Raw genomic sequence first — 17,791 nt, forward strand, 5'->3', positions numbered from 1 at the left:
TGGGCTTTAGTCATGGTTTTTCTGCTGCTCTGTTTTTCTGAGATGTATTACCAGATTCATTTTCTGGTCATGTAATTTAGCTTCTAACCCTACCTTGTAAGCATGAGGATTTAAAAATCTTCTGTACGTTTCGTGCAGCAGCCCAAGCTGTTGCTTTGTGCGATTCTGTATTTCAGTTAAAGAAGGAGAGGAGTATACCTTTTGTCCTTTCTGGAAAATGGGCACCAACAGATCTTCTGAAGTACAGTCTGCGGCAAAGATTTTCCGCTGGGTAGGGTCATTGGGGTGCACCATGGTTGCCGGTGTTTCCACGCCCAGAGGTTCAGAATAAATCATGTCACCCACAATGGCGCCGTTTTTATAGAACCTGCGAACCTGCAACACACCTGGAGTAGAAACTTTTACTAACTGTTCTGACAGCTTCACCTTGAACTCCCAGTTTCCCTCAGCATCTTTTAAGGCAGCCAATTTATAGACACCACCTAAGGCGGGTTGGTCAAAAGCCGTAACCAATTTGGTGCCTATGCCCCAGGTATCAATCCGGGCACCCTGTGTTTTTAGACTCTGAATCAGGTATTCATCTAAATCATTACTTGCCAGTATAGAAACCTCAGGGAAACCAGCCTCGTCCAAGATTTTCCGCCCCTCAATGCTCAAATAGGCCAAGTCACCCGAATCTAGTCTGATGCCCTTTAACTCACTGCCGTTTTCCCGCATTTGCTTGGCAACTTCTACCGCTTTTCTTATTCCCTCTAAGGTATTGTAGGTGTCTACCAGAAAAATAGAATCGTGCGGAAAGACTTGGGCATAGGCAGCAAAAGCCGTTTGTTCTTCTTTAAAGGACATAATCCAACTATGGGCGTGGGTGCCTTTAACCGGAATTCCATACAGGTGCCCCGCCAATACGTTTGACGTACCTACCACGCCGCCTATAAAAGCTGCCCTGGTGGCAGACAGTGCCCCGTCAGGACCTTGGGCGCGGCGCATGCCAAATTCTATAACTCTGTCGCCTTGGGCTGCATCAACTATACGGGCTGCCTTAGTGGCTATAAGAGATTGAAAATTAATGATGGTGAGCAAAGGTGTTTCCAGCAACTGGCACTGCAGAATGGGACCCTTTATCCGCAGCAAAGGTTCATTGGGAAACACCAAGGTTCCTTCCGGTACGGCTTCCACATCGCACTCAAAAGACATGTTTTTCAGATACTCCAGAAAGCCTTCATCAAACAGCGGTTGTTCTTTACTGCCGGTCAGGCTTTGTAAGTAGGCAATGTCTTCCTGTTCAAATTTAAACTGCTGTAAGAGATCTATGGCATCTTCTAAGCCAGCACTAATGGTGTACCCACCCTCAAAAGGATTCTTCCGGAAATATAAATGAAAGACCGCCTCCTGCTCATGCATTTTATTTTTCCAATAGCCTTGAGCCATGGCGATCTGGTACATATCAGTGAGCAAAGCCAGGGAAGGTCGAAATCGTTGGGTCAGGTTCATGGCTATGGGTTTATGAAATGGTCTGTGACAAAAGTAATAGATTAGATATAACTCTTTCCCTCTTACGAACCTGTGCAAGATTATACTGTTGATTTGGTAGCAACTCAGTTTTTTAACTATCACACATAGATTAATAGTTACATAAAAGTTCAAAATAGTGCCTGAAGCTTATTGTTAATATTTTTATAAAATAATAGCATATATAAAAGGTATTTATATTAAAAATGTAACAAAACAACAACTTTTTGAATTTATGCTAGTATAAGAAGGAGGGGGAATACCATACGTGCTTGTGTGTTTTGAAGAATTATTGTTGGTCACATTTAAACTTACTTAAATGGAAAATAAGCATTATCCCAATCTGATCGCGTTCGCATTTTTCGCTGGTCTATTTTTAATGGTTTTCACTACTGAAGACAGTGATGCCGCCGCTACCCGTCTTGTCGCCTATTTACTTCTATCATGCGTTAGCGCAATTGGAGCAATCTATTGGGACGAGATAAAAGAGTTTGTTCATAACAGAACCAATCCGGTTACAAAAATTGATGCAGTTCTCTCAGACGCCGAGAAGTTCTCAGAAGAATTTGGTGAAGTTTATGTTATGGCAGACAAACTGAAGCAAAAAAAGAAAGCAAAAAAAGGAGAAGCTGTTGCACCTAAAAAAAGCTAAACTTTTTAATTCCTTTTGAAAGCATTATGCAAAAAAGCCCCTCTACTAGTGGAGGGGCTTTTTGTTTTTCTGTAAGAAATCGAAAGTGTGGGTAGTTAGTAAGCTCAAATTTGAAAAAATATTTGCCTTATATTGCCAACTACTACTCTCAAACCGTTTGCCATGAACCGCTCAACTGCCCTCCTTTTTTCTTCTGCTCTTTTGCTCGCCTCTTGCACCACTAACTATCAAACACTTCACCAAAAAGCCATTCTGGTAGACACCCATAACGATGTGCTGTCACAGGTGGTCATGGAGGGGCACTCGGTAGAGCATGATTTAACAGGCAAGGCACATACAGATTTAGTCCGCATGCAGAAAGGTGGAGTGGATGTACAGCTCTTTGCGGTTTTCAGTGACGAAACGTACGGCCCTGGCCGCGCCTTTAGATTCGCGAATGACCAGATAGATTCCCTAGAGGCCATTGTGCGCAGAAATCCTGAGAAGCTGCAACTGGTGTACACTCCGGCTCAAATGCGGGAAGCAGTGAAGCAGAATAAAATTGCCGCTCTTACCGGAGTGGAAGGCGGACACATGATAGAAGACAACCTCGACAACCTGAACAAACTGTATGCCCGAGGTGTGCGCTACCTTACGCTTACCTGGAACAACAGCACTTCCTGGGCCTCATCGGCCGCCGATGAAACCAAGGGTAGTGGCTACAACGGAAAGAAAGGCCTAAACGATTTCGGAAAACAGGTGGTGACGCGCATGAACGAATTAGGTATGATGGTGGACCTGTCGCACGTGGGGGAGCAAACCTTCTGGGACGCCATTGAAACCTCTACCAAACCTGTATTGGTATCGCACAGCTCAGCCTATGCCTTTAGCCCGCACCCGCGCAATCTTAAAGATGACCAGATCAAAGCCGTTGGTAACAACGGAGGTGTCATTCATATCAACTTCTTTTCAGAATTTCTGGACAGTGCCTACACCAAAAGGCTTCGCACCTTTATGACCAAGCACGATGCCGAGATAAAGGAAATGCGCCAGCAAGGCATGGATGGAATGGAGCTAAGGCAGGCACTGTTCACAAAATACCCCACAGAATCTGCCAACATCAACCCTCCGCTTTCACTCCTGATAGATCATATTGACCACGTGGTAAAACTAGCGGGAATTGATCATGTGGGGCTGGGCTCTGATTATGATGGTATTACTTCAGCACCTTCTGGTCTAGAAGATGTAAGTACATATCCGCTCATCACGAAAGCACTGCTGGAGCGAGGGTACAAGAAAAAGGATGTAGAGAAAATACTAGGTGGAAATTTCATCAGAGTTTGGCTGGCGAACGAGCCAACTAAATAAACTATCTGTTTCAGGGCTGTTTTTGCGAAAACAGACCTGAAACAGATAGTTTTGTGACAGTTGTTTACTGAAGCACTTGACTTATCCTTTCAAACAAGCTGCTATCTACTGACAGGGTTATTCCTTCTAGAGAATTGATGACTCTGAAGCCGGTCACGTTTCCTCCAAAGGTTAATTCTGCTTCGTGTATAGCCTGGGGTACAAACAAACCTTCCTCCATTTTAAAGCTGGTTTGAGTAGCCCATCTTAACAGTTTCCTCCGCATGATTCCGTTTAAACAACCTGTTTCTAAGGCTGGTGTATAGAGTGTATTATCTTTTAGCCAAAAGATGTTAGAGTAGGTCAGTTCCGCCACGTGCCCGAGCGGACTAAGCAATATTAGGTCTTCTAGCTGCCTTTCCGTTTTCTCTTGGCTTGCCAACACGTAAACAGGAGAATTTATGCCTTTGAAAGAGGAAAAGGGAGAGGGTATAGTGCGAATAGATTGGCAGACATCTACAGAGATTGGCGCCATGGCTAGTTCTTGAGTAGGCTGAGCCGTGAGAAGCCAATCAGCTTGATTCTGTTCTGGGGTATAAAGTCCGGCTCCAGAACGCCATACTTTCAGCTTTATTCTGGCAAAGGCGCCACCCTTATTCTGCGCTGCAAGCTTCTTCACTACCTCCGGAAAATCATTGTTCAAAAGCTCAGCAGGCAGATCAATTTTTAATACCGCCGCAGCCTCCTTTATTCTTTCCAGGTGCTCTTGCCAAAACCTTACCTGTCCGTCCTTCAGAATAATCGTTTCAAAAAAACCGTCATTGTACTGGAACGCCCGATTTGAGAGCGGCAGCCGTAGTTCAGACTCTTGTATAGATTGGCCGTTGTAGATTAGGAACACTTCTATTAATTAGGAATTGGAAATCAAACTAATCCATATAATTTACCTGGCATAGCCTTTATCATCCCGCTCATCTCTAAAGTAAACAGAACCGAAGACAATTGACCCATTGAAAAATCGGTGTTGCGGCTTAATACATCAATGTGCGTAGGGCCAGCATGCTGCAGCACCTGCAGAACTTTCTGTTCGTCTTCCGAGAAAGCGGTTAAATCAAGAGTTGGTTCTGCTTTTGCAACAGCGCCGGGTGCCAGTGCTTTATCCCAGTTCAGGAGCTCTACCAAGTCTTGATGTTTTGTATAAGGCACTGCCTTCAGGCTTTTAATTAATTGGTTTGTACCTTCCGATGTTTCAGAAGTAATGGGGCCGGGCACTGCCATTACTTCTCGGTCGTAGCCGTGGGCAATATCCGCTGAAATAAGCGAACCTCCTTTATTCGTAGATTCAACCACAATGGTACAATCAGACATGCCGGCAATAATGCGGTTGCGGGAAGGAAAACGAGGCGCGTCAGGCTTGGTGCCGAAGGGGAACTCAGAAAGTAAGCCGCCATTCTGCACCATCTTCTCCGCATCACGGGTGTGTTGGGTAGGGTAAACGGTTTCTACGCTGTTAGCCATCACACCAACGGTGGGTACACCAGCTTTAAGTGCCGCACGATGCGCAATAATGTCTATTCCGTAGGCCAGACCACTTACCACCAGCGCTTCATGTTGCACCAGATCCTGCACCATGCGTTCCGTAACTATTCTGCCATACTCGGTGCTTTTACGCGTGCCTACAATGCTAATGACTTTCTGCGCATTCAAATCAGCGGTGCCTTTGTAATACAACAGGAGTGGGGCATCGGGTAAATCGCGGAGCCGGTCAGGGTAAGCAGGATTGGTGTAATACAGCAGTTGTACTTCTTCGGCTTCCGCTTTTTTGATTATTTCTTCAGCCTCCCGCAAAGCTGAGGATTTATAGGAGAGAAGGTTCCGGAGAACTGTGGTTCCTACACGAGGCAACTGGGCTAATCTTTCCTGAGACGCAGAAAACACGGCCTCAGCAGATCCAAACCCTTTTACCAAAGTACGCGCCGTTCCTCCGCCCACGTGCGGTATCAGCGGTAAAGCCACCTGGTAAAGCAAATCCTTCGGATTTGAGTCCTGAGTCTTGAGTCGCGAGTCCTGAGTCATGAAATTTTAGTACGGCAAGAAACAGGCGAGAGTTGATGAGGGTCTTTTAGGTCTGTTTTCCTGAAAACAGGCCCAAAACATAAAAGAGATTATAACTGTATTGCTGAATATTAATCCCGACTCAAGACTCACGACTCGCGACTCAGGACTAGCCCGCCAGGGCCTAAGGCAGTTGTGATTTAATGCTGATCAAGAATTCTTTGACCTTCTCCAGGCTCTGGATCATCTCAAACTTCTCTTTTACCTGCACACCGCGTGTCTTGAGCATTTCGCGGGCACCTTGTATGGTATAACCACGCTCCTTCACCAGGTGGTACACAAAGCGCAGGTTCTCAATATCTTTTGGAGAGAACAGGCGGTTGCCTTTCTTGTTTTTCTTGGGCTTCAGAATATCAAACTCCGTTTCCCAGAACCTAATCAGGGAAGGAGCTACCTCAAACATGGCGGCTACTTCGCCAATGCTGTAGTATTGTTTTTCTATGTCTCGTTCTTTGTAAGGCACTTTTCTTGAAGTTCTGAGTCTTTAGTTCTGAGTTCTGAGTCTGGTAAATTCTTGTGCCGACTCAGGACTCAAGACTCAGAACTCAGGACTCTCTTGTTTTTGGCTTATTTTCTGAAAAACAGGCTGAAAACGCCATACAAGCACCTGCTATTTGCTAAAAAAGCTTACTTTTGCAAATGCGGCAAGGAGCAATGGAGGGGCAAAAATTCGCTTTTTCTTTCGCATTTACAATACCTTGCGCCACTTATACCAAAGCAATTATTTAGATACATGACCTCTGCCGAAATACGCCAGCAGTTCCTAGATTTCTTCGCCTCTAAAGGCCACCAGATTGTACCGTCGGCTCCCATTGTGGTGAAAGACGACCCAACGCTCATGTTCATTAACTCGGGCATGGCGCCATTCAAAGATTATTTTCTGGGCAACAAACCTGCGCCTTCACCAAGAGTGGCTGATACCCAGAAGTGTCTGCGCGTATCTGGCAAGCACAACGACCTGGAGGAAGTAGGCTACGACACCTATCACCACACCATGTTCGAGATGCTGGGCAACTGGAGCTTCGGCGATTATTTCAAGCAGGAAGCTCTGCCTTGGGCCTGGGAGTTATTGACTGAGGTGTACAAGCTGCCCAAAGAACGCATGTACGTGAGCGTGTTTGGGGGAGATGAAAAAGAAAATCTGCCCGTTGACCAAGAGGCATTCGATATCTGGAAAAGAATATTGGGCGGTGAAGAGCGGATTCTCTACGGCTCAAAGAAAGACAACTTCTGGGAAATGGGCGATACAGGCCCGTGCGGCCCGTGTTCCGAGATACACGTGGATTTACGCTCAGACGAGGAAATAGCCAAAATACCTGGCAAGGATTTGGTGAACAACGATCATCCGCAGGTGGTGGAGATTTGGAACAACGTATTCATGGAGTTTAACCGTTTGGCCAATGGCTCTCTGGTAAAACTACCTGCACAACACGTAGATACGGGCATGGGCTTCGAGCGTTTGTGCATGGCCATTCAGGGCAAGCAATCGAACTATGACACCGATGTTTTCCAGCCTATGATTCAATTCATTGCTGGGGAGGCCGGTGTGACGTATGGCGACGATGAAAAAATAGACATTGCCATCAGAGTAATCGCCGACCATATCCGTGCCATTGCCTTTACCATTGCCGATGGCCAGTTGCCGAGCAACAACAAAGCGGGCTATGTGATCCGCAGGATTCTGCGCCGTGCCGTTCGTTATGCTTTCACTTATCTGAACTTCAAGAAGCCGTTCTTGAATACCATTGTTCCGGTATTGGCTGACCAACTGGCGAATGTGTTCCCAGAATTGAAAGCGCAGCAGGCTTTTGTGCAGCGGGTGATTGAGGAAGAAGAGAATGCTTTCCTTCGTACTCTTGAGAACGGTTTGAAGCGTTTGGAGTCTCTGAACGATACCTTTAAAACGAACGGCAACACCATTGATGGTAAAACCGCTTTTGAACTGTACGACACCTTCGGATTTCCGCTGGATTTAACGGCGCTCATTGCCAAAGAAAACGGGTTTACCATTGACGAGGCTGGCTTTACGTCAGAAATGGAGCAGCAGAAAAACCGGTCACGTAACGCCGCCGCCACTGAGCAAGGGGACTGGGTGATTCTGCAGCCTGATGTGGAAACGGAGAACATCTGCTATGATGCTGAAACCACTGAGGCCCGTATTGTTCGTTACCGTCAGGTGACCGCCAAAAACAAAAAAGAATTCCACGTGGTGCTGGACCGCACGCCTTTCTACGCCGAAAGCGGCGGACAGGTAGGTGACACCGGTCTTCTGGAATCAGCTAGTGGCAAAGTGAAAGTGCTTGACACGAAAAAGGAGAACGACCTGATTCTGCACATCACCAATGAATTGCCTAAAGATTTAGATGCTCCGGTTACCGCCAAAGTTGACAGCAAACGCCGCGCCCTTATTAAGAAGAACCACTCGGCTACGCACTTGCTTCACGCTGCTCTTAAGCAGGTTCTTGGTGACCACGTGAACCAGAAAGGCTCCTTGGTAAGCGATAAGCTACTGCGTTTTGACTTCTCGCACTTCACCAAAGTGACTGAGGAGCAACTGCGTGAGGTGGAACGGATCGTGAATGAGCGCATACGGGAGTCTATTGAAAAAGACGAGCAGCGCAACGTGCCCATTGAGCAGGCCAGGCAAATGGGAGCAACAGCGTTGTTTGGTGAGAAATACGGTGATTTTGTGCGGGTCATTACGTTCGGCAAAGAATACAGCATTGAGCTTTGCGGCGGTATTCACGTGCAAAACACAGGTAACATAGGCTTCTTCAAAATTGTCAGCGAAAGCTCCGTGGCCGCGGGCGTTAGACGTATTGAAGCCGTGACTGCAGATGTAGCCGAAGATTTTGTAGACCAGCAGATTTCTCAATTTGAGGAGGTGAAGCAGGTGCTGGGCGTGCAGAAGGAATTCGGCAAAGCCATAGAAAAACTGCAGGACGAGAACACTGCTCTCCGTAAGCAGTTAGAGGCATTTGAATTAAAGCAGGTAACAGCCCAAAAAGAGAAGCTGGCGTCACAAGTACGTGAAGTGAATGGTGTTAACTTTTTGTCTGCCAAAGTAGAAGTGAGCAACGCTGATTACCTTAAAAAGCTTGCTTTTGACCTGCGCAGCGTGGTAGACAACCTGGTGCTGGTTTTAGCCGCCGATGTAGACGGAAAACCACAACTAGCCGTTATGCTCTCAGACGAAGTAGTTTCAGGAAAGGGCCTGAACGCCGTGCAAATGGTGAAAGAATTGGCCAAGGAAATAAAAGGCGGCGGCGGCGGACAACCATTCTACGCCACAGCCGGTGGTAAAGAAGTTTCAGGATTAGAGGCGGCCTTGGCTAAAGCTGAGGCACTAATTCAATAATTACCTCCGTTTTCAGGCTGTTTTCTGAAAAGCAGCCTGAAAACAGAAATATCTTAGTCAATTAAGTTTAACTGTGGCGCTTAAGTAACTTATGATAATTTGTAAGTTACTTACGCGCCACAGAAAGATAAATTCGCAAAAAATCTTTTTAGTAAGGAGTCTGTAAAAAAAAGCCGATTTTCGGCTGTTTTTCAGAAAGTAGACCCAAAACAGAACCGTGTAGAAAAGTCTTGATACTTGCTACGCGATACTTGATACGACAAATACAAACATGAACGAAGACATCCGTTCCCAATACCAGGCTATTATTGGTCTGGAAGTACACGCACAGTTGCTGACCGAGAGTAAAGCTTATTCCGCTGACTCTACTGAGTACGGTATGCTGCCCAATACTAACCTCAGCGTTATTACCTTGGGGCATCCGGGCACTTTGCCGCGCATCAACAAAAAAGTGGTGGAGATGGCCCTTAAAATGGGTTTGGCTACGAACTCTGATATTACGCGCCACAACCTGTACGCCCGCAAGAACTACTTTTACCCAGATCTTCCGAAGGGCTACCAGATTACCCAGGACAAAACGCCAATCTGTACCAAAGGGCACGTCCTGATCAAAACAAAAGAGGGCAGGGAGAAACGCATTGGCATTACCCGCATTCATATGGAGGAAGATGCCGGAAAGTCTATGCACTTAGCTGGCGAAACGGAGACCTTGGTAGACTTTAACCGTGCCGGTACGCCATTGATTGAAATTGTGTCAGAGCCAGACATCCGTGATTCAGAAGAGGCCTATGCTTACCTGCAGGAAATCAAGCAGCTGGTCATGTACCTGGAGATCTGTGACGGTAACATGGAAGAAGGCTCACTCCGTTGCGATGCCAACATCTCTGTCATGCGCAAAGACGCTGACAAGTGGGGCACTAAGGTGGAGGTGAAGAACATGAACTCCTTCCGGAACGTGCAGCGAGCCATAGAACACGAGATAGACCGGCAGATTGCTATATTAGAAGAAGGCGGAACGGTATACTCCGAAACCAGAAACTTTGACGCCAACACCGGCACCACCACCGGCATGCGCTCCAAAGAAACCCTGAACGACTACCGCTATTTCCCTGAGCCCGACCTGCCACCTCTGGTAATTTCTGAGGAATGGTTGGAGAAGGTGCGGTCAGAAATGCCCGCTTTGCCGCAGGAGCTGTACAAGCGTTTCACCCAAGAGTATGGCTTGTCTGATTATGACGCCGGAGTGCTGACCGACGAGAAAGGCATAGCCTTGTATTTTGATGCGCTGTGCCAGCAGACCAAGAACTACAAAGCAGCTGCTAACTGGATGAGCGGTCCGGTAAAGTCTTACCTGAACGAGCTAACGCTGTCAATAGGAGCTTTCCCGCTTCAGGCAAAGCAAATTGCGGAGCTGATTGAGCTGGTAGGCAGCAACAAAGTGAGCCATACCGTAGCCGCCAAGCAAATCTTCCCGTATTTACTAGAGAACCCAGGCAAAACTGCCCAGCAGGTTGCCACAGAGCAGAATCTGGTGCAGGAATCAGATGAAGGAGCCTTGCAGCAGATGATTGATGAAATACTGGCGGCTAACCCTCAGAAAGTAGCAGAATATAAAGGAGGCAAAGTTTCTTTAGTGGGTATGTTCATGGGGGATCTAATGAAGAAAACCAAGGGGAAAGCCGATCCTAAGTTGGCAAATAAACTATTGAAAGAGAGCTTAGATAAATAGGCTCATCTATAGAAAAACATGAAAAAGCAAATCTTGATGGCCGCTGTGACACTGACAGTGTTTGGGGCCTGCCAAAAGAAAGGCGTAACCACCGCCGATACCGATAAAAGTTACCGCATCTCCGGTAAAATCAACAACATGACCACAGGTCAGGTGTACCTGGACGAGCTAGGTGAACAGTCATTCGTTCCGAAAGATACGGCCACCATCAACCAGGACGGAACCTTTGTCATGGAGGGGCGAGTGGAGGAACCGGCTATCTATAAATTGGCGTTCGACAATCAAGAAGGCATCATGATAGTGGTAGATAACAGCAGCATTGAAATTACTGCCGATTCTGGCCGTGTTGCGGAAAGCTACACCATTAAAGGGTCAAGAGACTCTGAGCTAATTCAGCAATTGAACACTATCATGAAAGGCATGCAAGACAAGGCAACCAGCCTGAACACTCAGTTTCAGGTAGCTGCCGAGGCTGGCAATGAGGCTGAGATGAGACGCCTGCAGGAAGAGTTCATGAGCATGCAGAAGAGCAGCCAGCAACAGATGAAGACCTTCATTAGAGCAAATCCTAATTCTGTGGTGGCCGTGTACTCGGCGGGTAATATTCTGAACTTAGACGAAGAGTTTGCTTTTGTAGACAGCATGGCCGAAGCATTTAAGAGCAACCTGCCAGATTCAAAATACACCAAATCGCTGGAGGCGAAGTTGTCAAAAATGCGTTCTACTGCCGTGGGTAGTGTGGCTCCAGACATAAAGCTAGCTTCTCCCAGCGGAAATGAAATTGCCCTTTCTTCGCTGCGCGGTAAATATGTGCTGATTGACTTCTGGGCCAGCTGGTGTGGACCATGCCGTCAGGAAAACCCGAACGTTGTGCGTATGTACAACCAGTACAAAGACAAGGGATTTGAGATTTTTGGAGTGAGTTTAGACCAAGACAGAGCCAAGTGGTTAAAAGCTATTGAAGCAGATAAATTAACCTGGCCGCATGTGTCTGACCTGAAAGGGTGGGAGAGCAGCGCTGCCTCATTGTATGGCGTAACCGCTATTCCTCAAACGGTTTTATTAGACAAAGAAGGTAAAATCATTGCCAAAAACTTAAGAGGTGCCGCACTGGAAGAGAAATTAGCGTCACTGCTGAAATAGATACTGTACACTCTTCAAAAAGAAAGGCTGCCCATATGGGCAGCCTTTCTTTTTGTATCATAAATAGATTTGGGAATGAGCCTATCTATCGAATGCCTACTGAAGAAATATTTTCTGTAAAACATCCCACAATTTCTTCTTCAACTCATTGCTTTGCTCAATATCAGAAAGGGAATCAATCCGAACAAACCGAGTTTCATCTAATTTGTACATTCGGTAAGGTTCCAGCTTAAGCAAGTTTTCAATAGGCAAATGTTCACCAAAAACTAAAATATGCCGTGCCTGCTGCTCCCGTGCTATAACCTTCACGTTGTGCGTCAGCTGGTTCGATAGATTCCCGAATTTTACCTCTAAAGATGCCAAACCTACGGCAGCCAGTACTTTCTGCAAGAAAGGGTGATTAGGCAATTGAGGGAAAACATTTTTAGGTACATCAAATAAAAGGTAGGTGCCTTTCAAAGCTTCCCCCAACCATTCAATAGCCGGTACATCTGCAACGGCGGGTGCCGCAATTTCTTCCTTCACAACAGGTGATACTTGCACTTGCTGTTCAGGAGCCACCACAGCGGCGGTAGAAGGTACTGGTGAATCTGCCAAAGGCTGTTCTTCCGGAATCAGGTACAGGGTGTCTTGAGCGTAAAGGTGCTGCAAGAATGGAAGATCGGCTGGCGTATGGCTCATTTGTTTTTGAGGTGTTTTCCCAAAAATAGGTTAAAAACAGAACTACAGATTAAAGATAGACTTCAGCTCGTTGGCATCATGCGGTTTCATTCTGCCGGCTAAAATCAGGCGTAATTGCCGCCGACGTAAGGCACCATCATACAGTCTTACTTCCTCTTCCGTTTCAGGTACGGCTTCAGGAACTGTTGTGGGTTTTCCGTTTTGGTCAAGAGCCACGAAGGTAAAAAACGCCTCGTTTGACATCACCTTTGTCCCGGAAGGAATATCCTCTGCCCACACGTTGATATGTACCTCCATGGAAGTACTGAAGGCCCTGGTCACTTTCGCCTCAAGGGTAACCACGTTACCTAACTTGATGCTCTTTTTAAAAGAAACATTATCAACCGAGGCTGTAACAACTATACGGTTTGAGTGCTTTTGGGCAGCAATGGCCGAGACAATGTCCATCCAATGCATCATTTTACCCCCCATTAAGTTATGTAGGGTGTTGGTGTCATTGGGCAGCACGAGCTCGGTCATCTGCACATAAGATTCTTTAGCTAGCTTTTGCTTATGCATGCGGTGTTGTGTGTTTAAAGTGCAAAGATACACCTCATTCCCCAAAGGGGAGAAACTAATTAAACAGTACTGTGAACAGAGCCGTAGCTTTCTATTTCCAGCCTTGTTTTCCTAAAAGAGGAACAAACTTAAAGTTATCGTACTCTTCTTTGGTGAATTCTTCTTGGTCTACCCGGGTAATACGCAGCATTTTCTGCACTCCGGTATCTCCTACCGGTATTACCAATTTTCCGCCTATGGTTAACTGAGTTAGAAGCGTTTTGGGGATAATAGGTGCGCCAGCGGTCACAATGATTTTATGGTAGGGGGCATGTTGCGGCAGCCCTTCAGAACCGTCGCCCAGGTATGTGTGGGGCTGTAGCCCCATGATTTTGAATTGCTTTAGCGCCTTATGGTACAGCACTTCGTTATACTCAATGGTGTACACCTGGGGGGTGAGCTGTAGCAGCACACTGCACTGGTACCCAGATCCTGTGCCTATTTCCAAAACTTTATCTGATGGTTGTACTTCCAGCAGTTCTGTTTGGTAGGCAACTGTATAAGGCTGTGAGATAGTCTGTCCTTCGCCTATAGGAAAGGCTTTGTCTTGGTAGGCTTGTTCCAGAAACGCTTTTTCAAAAAAGAAATGACGTGGCACCTGCTCCAGGGCTTTGAGTACCCGTTGATCTTTTATCCCTTTTTCCTGCACAACGCGCACCAGGCTTTTACGCATGCCTTTGTGCCTGTAACTATCTTCTAACATACATCATTATTCTCTGCAACTATTTGCGATACCTTGGGGCAATACGCTGAAACGCGCGCAAAAATAGAAATTCCCACGGTATCAGGGTCTGTTTAATTCGTTTTTGCCGGTTTTAAAATTATTTATGACTGTTTAAGGTGTAAATTTAGCATCGCTCTACTGCTGAAGTCTTAATTTATCTGCCGGTATTTCATTTTTGCTTGTAGCTTTGCAGATGGAAAGACGGGCTTTACTAAAAAAGTAGCTGGTTAATCATTAAGAATGCGCTTCAACCGAAATGTACATGTTTATAAAATTGTGCTCGCCGATTTTGTGGCGGCATTTTTAGCATGGCTGGTTTTCTACTTCTCCCGTTACGACTTCTTCTTTGAGGCTGCCGGAATCAAAATTCCCCTTATTGTGGGCAGATCTTTAATAGTTGCTTCCTTCTGGGTGATTTTATATGCGTTACTTGGACGCTACCGTCATGTATTCCGGCTCTCCAGGTTCAGGGAATTTTTGAACTTAGGCACCATCTCTTTTAGTGGGGCAGTGGCTGTATTGATAGCTTTTCTGGTGGAAGACCCCATCATGCTCAATACTGAACTTTACTTCAAACCCATCGTCTCGTATTTTATTATCCATTTTTTACTGGCGGTAGTTTTTAAGATGATTGCGCTTTTTCACCTGAAGAGATTGGTGAAAGACGGCAAAGTCTTTTTCAACTCTGTATTGGTTGGATCAAGCGTTAACGCACGCGAGGTGTATGAAGAGGTAAAAAGCAACAACCACCACTTAGGGCTCAAGTTTCTGGGATTTGTGCAAAGTCAACCAACCCAACCCGACTCGTTTCAGGAGCAACTGCCATGCCTGGGTTCTTTTAGAGGCTTGCCTGAAGTTATTCAGCAGCATAAGATTGAAGAGGTTGTCATTGCCATTGAGCCATCAGAGCACAAGCTCATTGAACAAATTTTAAGCTCATTGGAAGGGGAGAATGTGCGCATCAGTATTTTGGCCGATGTGTACCAGATTTTACTGGGATCGGTGAAGGTGCAGCATTTGTTCGGAAGCCCGCTTATTGAAATTAAGCGCGACCTGATGCCTATTTGGCAGCAGATACTCAAGAGAGCCTTTGATTTAAGTGCCGCCGTCATAGTGTTGGTACTGTTTTCACCGCTGTATGCTTTTCTGGGTTTTATGGTCAAAATGTCTTCGCCGGGGCCTATTTTTTTCTCGCAGGAAAGGGTAGGTTTACATGGTAAGCCGTTCCAGATCTACAAGTTCCGCAGCATGTATACTGATGCCGAGAAAATGGGGCCGGCGCTTTCTTCTGACACAGATCCAAGGGTGACTAAAATTGGGCGGTTTATGCGCAAAGTGAGGCTCGATGAGCTTCCGCAGTTTTTCAACGTGCTGATTGGTGACATGAGCATTGTAGGGCCACGCCCAGAGCGACAGTTCTTCATTGACCTTATTATGCAGGAAGCCCCTCATTACCGCCACTTGCAGCGCGTAAGACCAGGCATCACCTCACTGGGGCAGGTCAAGTTTGGATATGCCCAAAATGTGCAGGAAATGGTCAGACGCCTCAAATACGACATCTTGTACATAGAAAACATGTCTCTAGCCATGGATTTTCGAGTACTTATGTACACCATCAAAATTATTATTGAGGGAAGAGGGAAGTAGTTTTTGTAATGATCAATGAACAATGAGTAATGATTATTACCTAAGCTTGTTCTCTTTACAATCATTGAACTTTTCATTTCCTTTTTTTAAAAAAATAATGAGCATTGAAGTAAAACTACCAATAATCATTGCTCATTAATCATTACACATTTAAGAAAATGTTCACAGGAATAATAGAAGCAATAGGAGAGGTTGTTGAGATGAGAGAGGAGCAGAGCAACAAACACTTTGTGTTGCGGTGTCCGTTTACCTCAGAATTGAAAATTGACCAGAGCCTGGCGCATAATGGCGTATGCCTAACAGTGGTAGCTCTAGACGGTGATACCTATACCGTTACCGCCATTGCTGAAACTCTAAACCGCACCAATTTAGGAGAGCTAAAAAAAGGTGATTTTGTAAACCTGGAACGTTGCCTTCTTGCCGGTAGCCGGTACGACGGACACATTGTGCAGGGGCATGTAGACCAGGTTGGTATTTGCCAGAAAGTAGTAGACCAACAAGGAAGCTGGTTGTACCGTTTTCAGTATGAACCGCAGTCTGCCGGAAATGTAACCGTTGAAAAAGGCTCCATTTGTATAAATGGCATAAGCCTTACTGTGGTAGAATCTGGTGCAGATTTTTTCTCGGTGGCTATAATTCCTTACACCTATGATTTCACCAATTTAAAGTCTGTAAAGCCTGGTGACAAAGTCAACTTAGAGTTTGATATCATTGGTAAATACGTAGCACGGCTGTTGAATAAATAATTTCCTGTTTTTGGCCTGTATTTAAAAATTAAGGACAAAAACAGAAAATCAAGTAAGCCAATATGAGTAGCGCTGGCTAATAATTTTATACAAATAAAGACCTAGCCACGCTGCCAAACAGCCAATAATGGCTCCAACCATTATATCTCCGGGATAATGCACACCCAGATAAACACGGCTATAGGAAATAAGAACCGCCCAAAACACCAAAAACACTTTTAGGAGCCATTGCCTTGGCTTAAGCAAAAAAATGACATATACGGCTATGGCAAATGAATTTGCCGCATGTGACGAAACAAATCCGTAGCGCCCACCGCAACCGTCCACCACAAAAATAGTTGCTCCCAGCACCTCTTCATGACAAGGTCTGAGCCTCTCAAAGAATGGCTTAAAAATACCTGAAGAAACAAAATCTGCCAGACCTACGCTTGCTGCCAGTGTAAGCACCATTAAAGCACCCCTGCGGCGGTAAAAGTAAATGAGCAGGCAAACCAACAACAGGTAAAAAGGGAACCATACATATTTATTTGAGACGAACACCATGAGTGCATCCCAGAAAGGGGAGTGGTGGCTGTTCAGCTCAACAAAAAGAGACTGGTCAAAAGATTTTAGTTTTTCCATGATCAAGGAAGGTTTACCCAGTCAATACCTTTTCTGAATGATGCTAACGCTTCAGCTTCTGCTGTTCCCTCAGCCGGAGAATGGCTGTAGTGCCAACTGGCTAATGGCGGCAAACTCATAAGAATAGATTCTGTGCGTCCGTTTGTTTCTAATCCGAATTTGGTGCCCCGGTCATTCACAAGATTGAATTCTACATATCGGCCCCGTCTGATCAGTTGCCATTCTTTTTCCTGCTCACTGTAAGGTAGATAACGGTTCTCATTTACTATGGCGGTATAAGTAGGGGCAAAGGTTTCGGCAACGGCTTGCACAAAGGCAAACCGATCTTCAATGCTTATTTCAGGGGTAGCAGAGAGCCGGTCAAAGAAGATGCCGCCCACACCTCTTGTTTCCTCTCGGTGAGGAATGTAGAAGTAATCATCTGCCCATTTCTTGAATTCTGGATAGTAAGTAGCGTCAAATCGGTCACAGGTTTTCTTGAGCTCCTGATGGAAGAAACGCACCTGCGGCTTATTTACATAAACAGGCGTGAGGTCAATGCCGCCGCCAAACCAAGCCTCTCCGTTACCGGCTTCAAAATAGCGCACGTTCATGTGGGTGATGGGCGCATGCGGATTCTCAGGATGCAGGACGACAGAAACACCGGTAGCAAAGAAATTCGGGTCCGGCAGCAGAAGAGCCTTGGCCGCTTTTTCCGGCAACACCCCTTCTACCGCAGAGAAGTTGACACCGCCCTTCTCAAAAACAGCTCCATTTTGAATGACTCTTGCAGCCCCGCCGCCGCCACCCGGGCGTTGCCAAAGATCTTCCTGAAAGCGGGCTTGGCCATCACAGTTTTCCAGTGCCGAGCTTAGTCGCTCCTGAAAATTCTTGAACCATTGTTCTATTTTCTCTTTCATGCGTATAAAGTTAGCCTGTTTTTGAGCTGTTTTGGCAAAAATAG

16 protein-coding genes are annotated in these 17,791 nt (G+C 46.0%); 7 read left to right on the forward strand and 9 right to left on the reverse strand.

Going from position 1 to position 17,791, the window contains the following annotated elements; translation table 11 throughout:
* Window positions 1-6: 6 nt before the first annotated feature.
* Window positions 7-1,491, reverse strand: coding sequence for a nicotinate phosphoribosyltransferase (locus A8O23_RS10625; protein WP_066620771.1), 1,485 nt, complete (start codon window positions 1,489-1,491; stop codon window positions 7-9).
* A 337-nt stretch (window positions 1,492-1,828) separates the two neighbouring features.
* Between A8O23_RS10625 and A8O23_RS10630 the strand changes: the two genes are divergently transcribed.
* Both A8O23_RS10630 and A8O23_RS10635 read left to right on the forward strand, forming a co-directional pair.
* The gene (locus tag A8O23_RS10630) at window positions 1,829-2,161 is read left to right on the forward strand and encodes a hypothetical protein (protein WP_066620772.1); all 333 of its coding nucleotides are present in this window, start codon (window positions 1,829-1,831) and stop codon (window positions 2,159-2,161) included.
* A 162-nt stretch (window positions 2,162-2,323) separates the two neighbouring features.
* Window positions 2,324-3,508 (forward strand): dipeptidase, encoded by a 1,185-nt coding sequence (locus tag A8O23_RS10635; RefSeq protein ID WP_066621352.1) that lies wholly within the window; start codon window positions 2,324-2,326, stop codon window positions 3,506-3,508.
* A gap of 64 nt (window positions 3,509-3,572) precedes the next feature.
* Here the strand turns inward: A8O23_RS10635 and A8O23_RS10640 are convergent, their stop codons facing one another.
* From A8O23_RS10640 to A8O23_RS10650, 3 genes are all read right to left on the reverse strand, one after another.
* On the reverse strand, window positions 3,573-4,388 hold the full coding sequence (locus tag A8O23_RS10640; protein ID WP_066620773.1) for an aminotransferase class IV: 816 nt from the start codon (window positions 4,386-4,388) through the stop codon (window positions 3,573-3,575).
* Window positions 4,389-4,411: 23 nt separating this feature from the next.
* A complete protein-coding gene (gene dprA, locus A8O23_RS10645; protein WP_066620774.1) occupies window positions 4,412-5,563 on the reverse strand; it encodes a DNA-processing protein DprA in 1,152 nt (383 codons plus the stop codon).
* A gap of 163 nt (window positions 5,564-5,726) precedes the next feature.
* A complete protein-coding gene (locus A8O23_RS10650) occupies window positions 5,727-6,065 on the reverse strand; it encodes a MerR family transcriptional regulator (protein WP_066620777.1) in 339 nt (112 codons plus the stop codon).
* A 270-nt stretch (window positions 6,066-6,335) separates the two neighbouring features.
* Here A8O23_RS10650 and alaS point away from each other — a divergent pair, with 270 nt between their 5' ends.
* From alaS to A8O23_RS10665, 3 genes are all read left to right on the forward strand, one after another.
* Entirely contained in the window at window positions 6,336-8,960 is a 2,625-nt protein-coding gene (alaS, locus tag A8O23_RS10655; RefSeq protein WP_066620779.1) for an alanine--tRNA ligase, read from the forward strand.
* 271 nt (window positions 8,961-9,231) lie between these two features.
* The gene (gatB, locus tag A8O23_RS10660; protein ID WP_066620781.1) at window positions 9,232-10,689 is read left to right on the forward strand and encodes an Asp-tRNA(Asn)/Glu-tRNA(Gln) amidotransferase subunit GatB; all 1,458 of its coding nucleotides are present in this window, start codon (window positions 9,232-9,234) and stop codon (window positions 10,687-10,689) included.
* Between the two features lie 18 nt (window positions 10,690-10,707).
* Window positions 10,708-11,832 carry a TlpA disulfide reductase family protein gene (locus tag A8O23_RS10665; protein ID WP_082882999.1) on the forward strand — a complete coding sequence of 375 codons (1,125 nt, stop codon included), beginning with the start codon at window positions 10,708-10,710 and terminating at the stop codon, window positions 11,830-11,832.
* A gap of 96 nt (window positions 11,833-11,928) precedes the next feature.
* Here A8O23_RS10665 and A8O23_RS10670 read toward each other — a convergent pair whose 3' ends face one another.
* The 3 genes from A8O23_RS10670 to A8O23_RS10680 all read right to left on the reverse strand — a co-directional run bounded on the left by A8O23_RS10670 (window position 11,929) and on the right by A8O23_RS10680 (window position 13,783).
* Window positions 11,929-12,513, reverse strand: coding sequence for a hypothetical protein (locus tag A8O23_RS10670; protein WP_066620784.1), 585 nt, complete (start codon window positions 12,511-12,513; stop codon window positions 11,929-11,931).
* A 42-nt stretch (window positions 12,514-12,555) separates the two neighbouring features.
* Window positions 12,556-13,071: an acyl-CoA thioesterase gene (locus A8O23_RS10675; RefSeq protein WP_066620787.1), complete on the reverse strand. Its 516-nt coding sequence runs from the start codon at window positions 13,069-13,071 to the stop codon at window positions 12,556-12,558.
* 91 nt (window positions 13,072-13,162) lie between these two features.
* A complete protein-coding gene (locus A8O23_RS10680; RefSeq protein WP_239693382.1) occupies window positions 13,163-13,783 on the reverse strand; it encodes a protein-L-isoaspartate(D-aspartate) O-methyltransferase in 621 nt (206 codons plus the stop codon).
* Between the two features lie 291 nt (window positions 13,784-14,074).
* Here A8O23_RS10680 and A8O23_RS10685 point away from each other — a divergent pair, with 291 nt between their 5' ends.
* On the forward strand, window positions 14,075-15,481 hold the full coding sequence (locus tag A8O23_RS10685; RefSeq protein WP_066620794.1) for a sugar transferase: 1,407 nt from the start codon (window positions 14,075-14,077) through the stop codon (window positions 15,479-15,481).
* A 158-nt stretch (window positions 15,482-15,639) separates the two neighbouring features.
* Window positions 15,640-16,227, forward strand: coding sequence for a riboflavin synthase (locus A8O23_RS10690; RefSeq protein ID WP_066620797.1), 588 nt, complete (start codon window positions 15,640-15,642; stop codon window positions 16,225-16,227).
* A 48-nt stretch (window positions 16,228-16,275) separates the two neighbouring features.
* On the opposite strand, the gene A8O23_RS10695 is transcribed toward A8O23_RS10690, so the two are convergent.
* Entirely contained in the window at window positions 16,276-16,848 is a 573-nt protein-coding gene (locus tag A8O23_RS10695) for a phosphatase PAP2 family protein (protein WP_153042160.1), read from the reverse strand.
* Window positions 16,849-16,850: 2 nt separating this feature from the next.
* Window positions 16,851-17,747 carry an oxygen-dependent coproporphyrinogen oxidase gene (gene hemF, locus A8O23_RS10700; protein WP_066621362.1) on the reverse strand — a complete coding sequence of 299 codons (897 nt, stop codon included), beginning with the start codon at window positions 17,745-17,747 and terminating at the stop codon, window positions 16,851-16,853.
* Window positions 17,748-17,791 lie beyond the last annotated feature (44 nt).

It is taken from the genome of Rufibacter roseus (assembly GCF_001647285.1).
In the GTDB taxonomy this organism is placed as follows: domain Bacteria; phylum Bacteroidota; class Bacteroidia; order Cytophagales; family Hymenobacteraceae; genus Nibribacter; species Nibribacter roseus.

Coding starts and splice junctions, on each gene's coding strand:
- hemF (WP_066621362.1), bottom strand. CDS start 17,747: ATGAAAGAGAAAATAGAACAATGGTTCAAGAATTTTCAGGAGCGACTA.
- A8O23_RS10690 (WP_066620797.1), top strand. CDS start 15,640: ATGTTCACAGGAATAATAGAAGCAATAGGAGAGGTTGTTGAGATGAGA.
- A8O23_RS10630 (WP_066620772.1), top strand. CDS start 1,829: ATGGAAAATAAGCATTATCCCAATCTGATCGCGTTCGCATTTTTCGCT.
- dprA (WP_066620774.1), bottom strand. CDS start 5,563: ATGACTCAGGACTCGCGACTCAAGACTCAGGACTCAAATCCGAAGGAT.
- A8O23_RS10635 (WP_066621352.1), top strand. CDS start 2,324: ATGAACCGCTCAACTGCCCTCCTTTTTTCTTCTGCTCTTTTGCTCGCC.
- A8O23_RS10675 (WP_066620787.1), bottom strand. CDS start 13,071: ATGCATAAGCAAAAGCTAGCTAAAGAATCTTATGTGCAGATGACCGAG.
- A8O23_RS10670 (WP_066620784.1), bottom strand. CDS start 12,513: ATGAGCCATACGCCAGCCGATCTTCCATTCTTGCAGCACCTTTACGCT.
- gatB (WP_066620781.1), top strand. CDS start 9,232: ATGAACGAAGACATCCGTTCCCAATACCAGGCTATTATTGGTCTGGAA.
- A8O23_RS10625 (WP_066620771.1), bottom strand. CDS start 1,491: ATGAACCTGACCCAACGATTTCGACCTTCCCTGGCTTTGCTCACTGAT.
- A8O23_RS10680 (WP_239693382.1), bottom strand. CDS start 13,783: ATGCGTAAAAGCCTGGTGCGCGTTGTGCAGGAAAAAGGGATAAAAGAT.
- alaS (WP_066620779.1), top strand. CDS start 6,336: ATGACCTCTGCCGAAATACGCCAGCAGTTCCTAGATTTCTTCGCCTCT.
- A8O23_RS10695 (WP_153042160.1), bottom strand. CDS start 16,848: ATGGAAAAACTAAAATCTTTTGACCAGTCTCTTTTTGTTGAGCTGAAC.
- A8O23_RS10685 (WP_066620794.1), top strand. CDS start 14,075: ATGCGCTTCAACCGAAATGTACATGTTTATAAAATTGTGCTCGCCGAT.
- A8O23_RS10665 (WP_082882999.1), top strand. CDS start 10,708: ATGAAAAAGCAAATCTTGATGGCCGCTGTGACACTGACAGTGTTTGGG.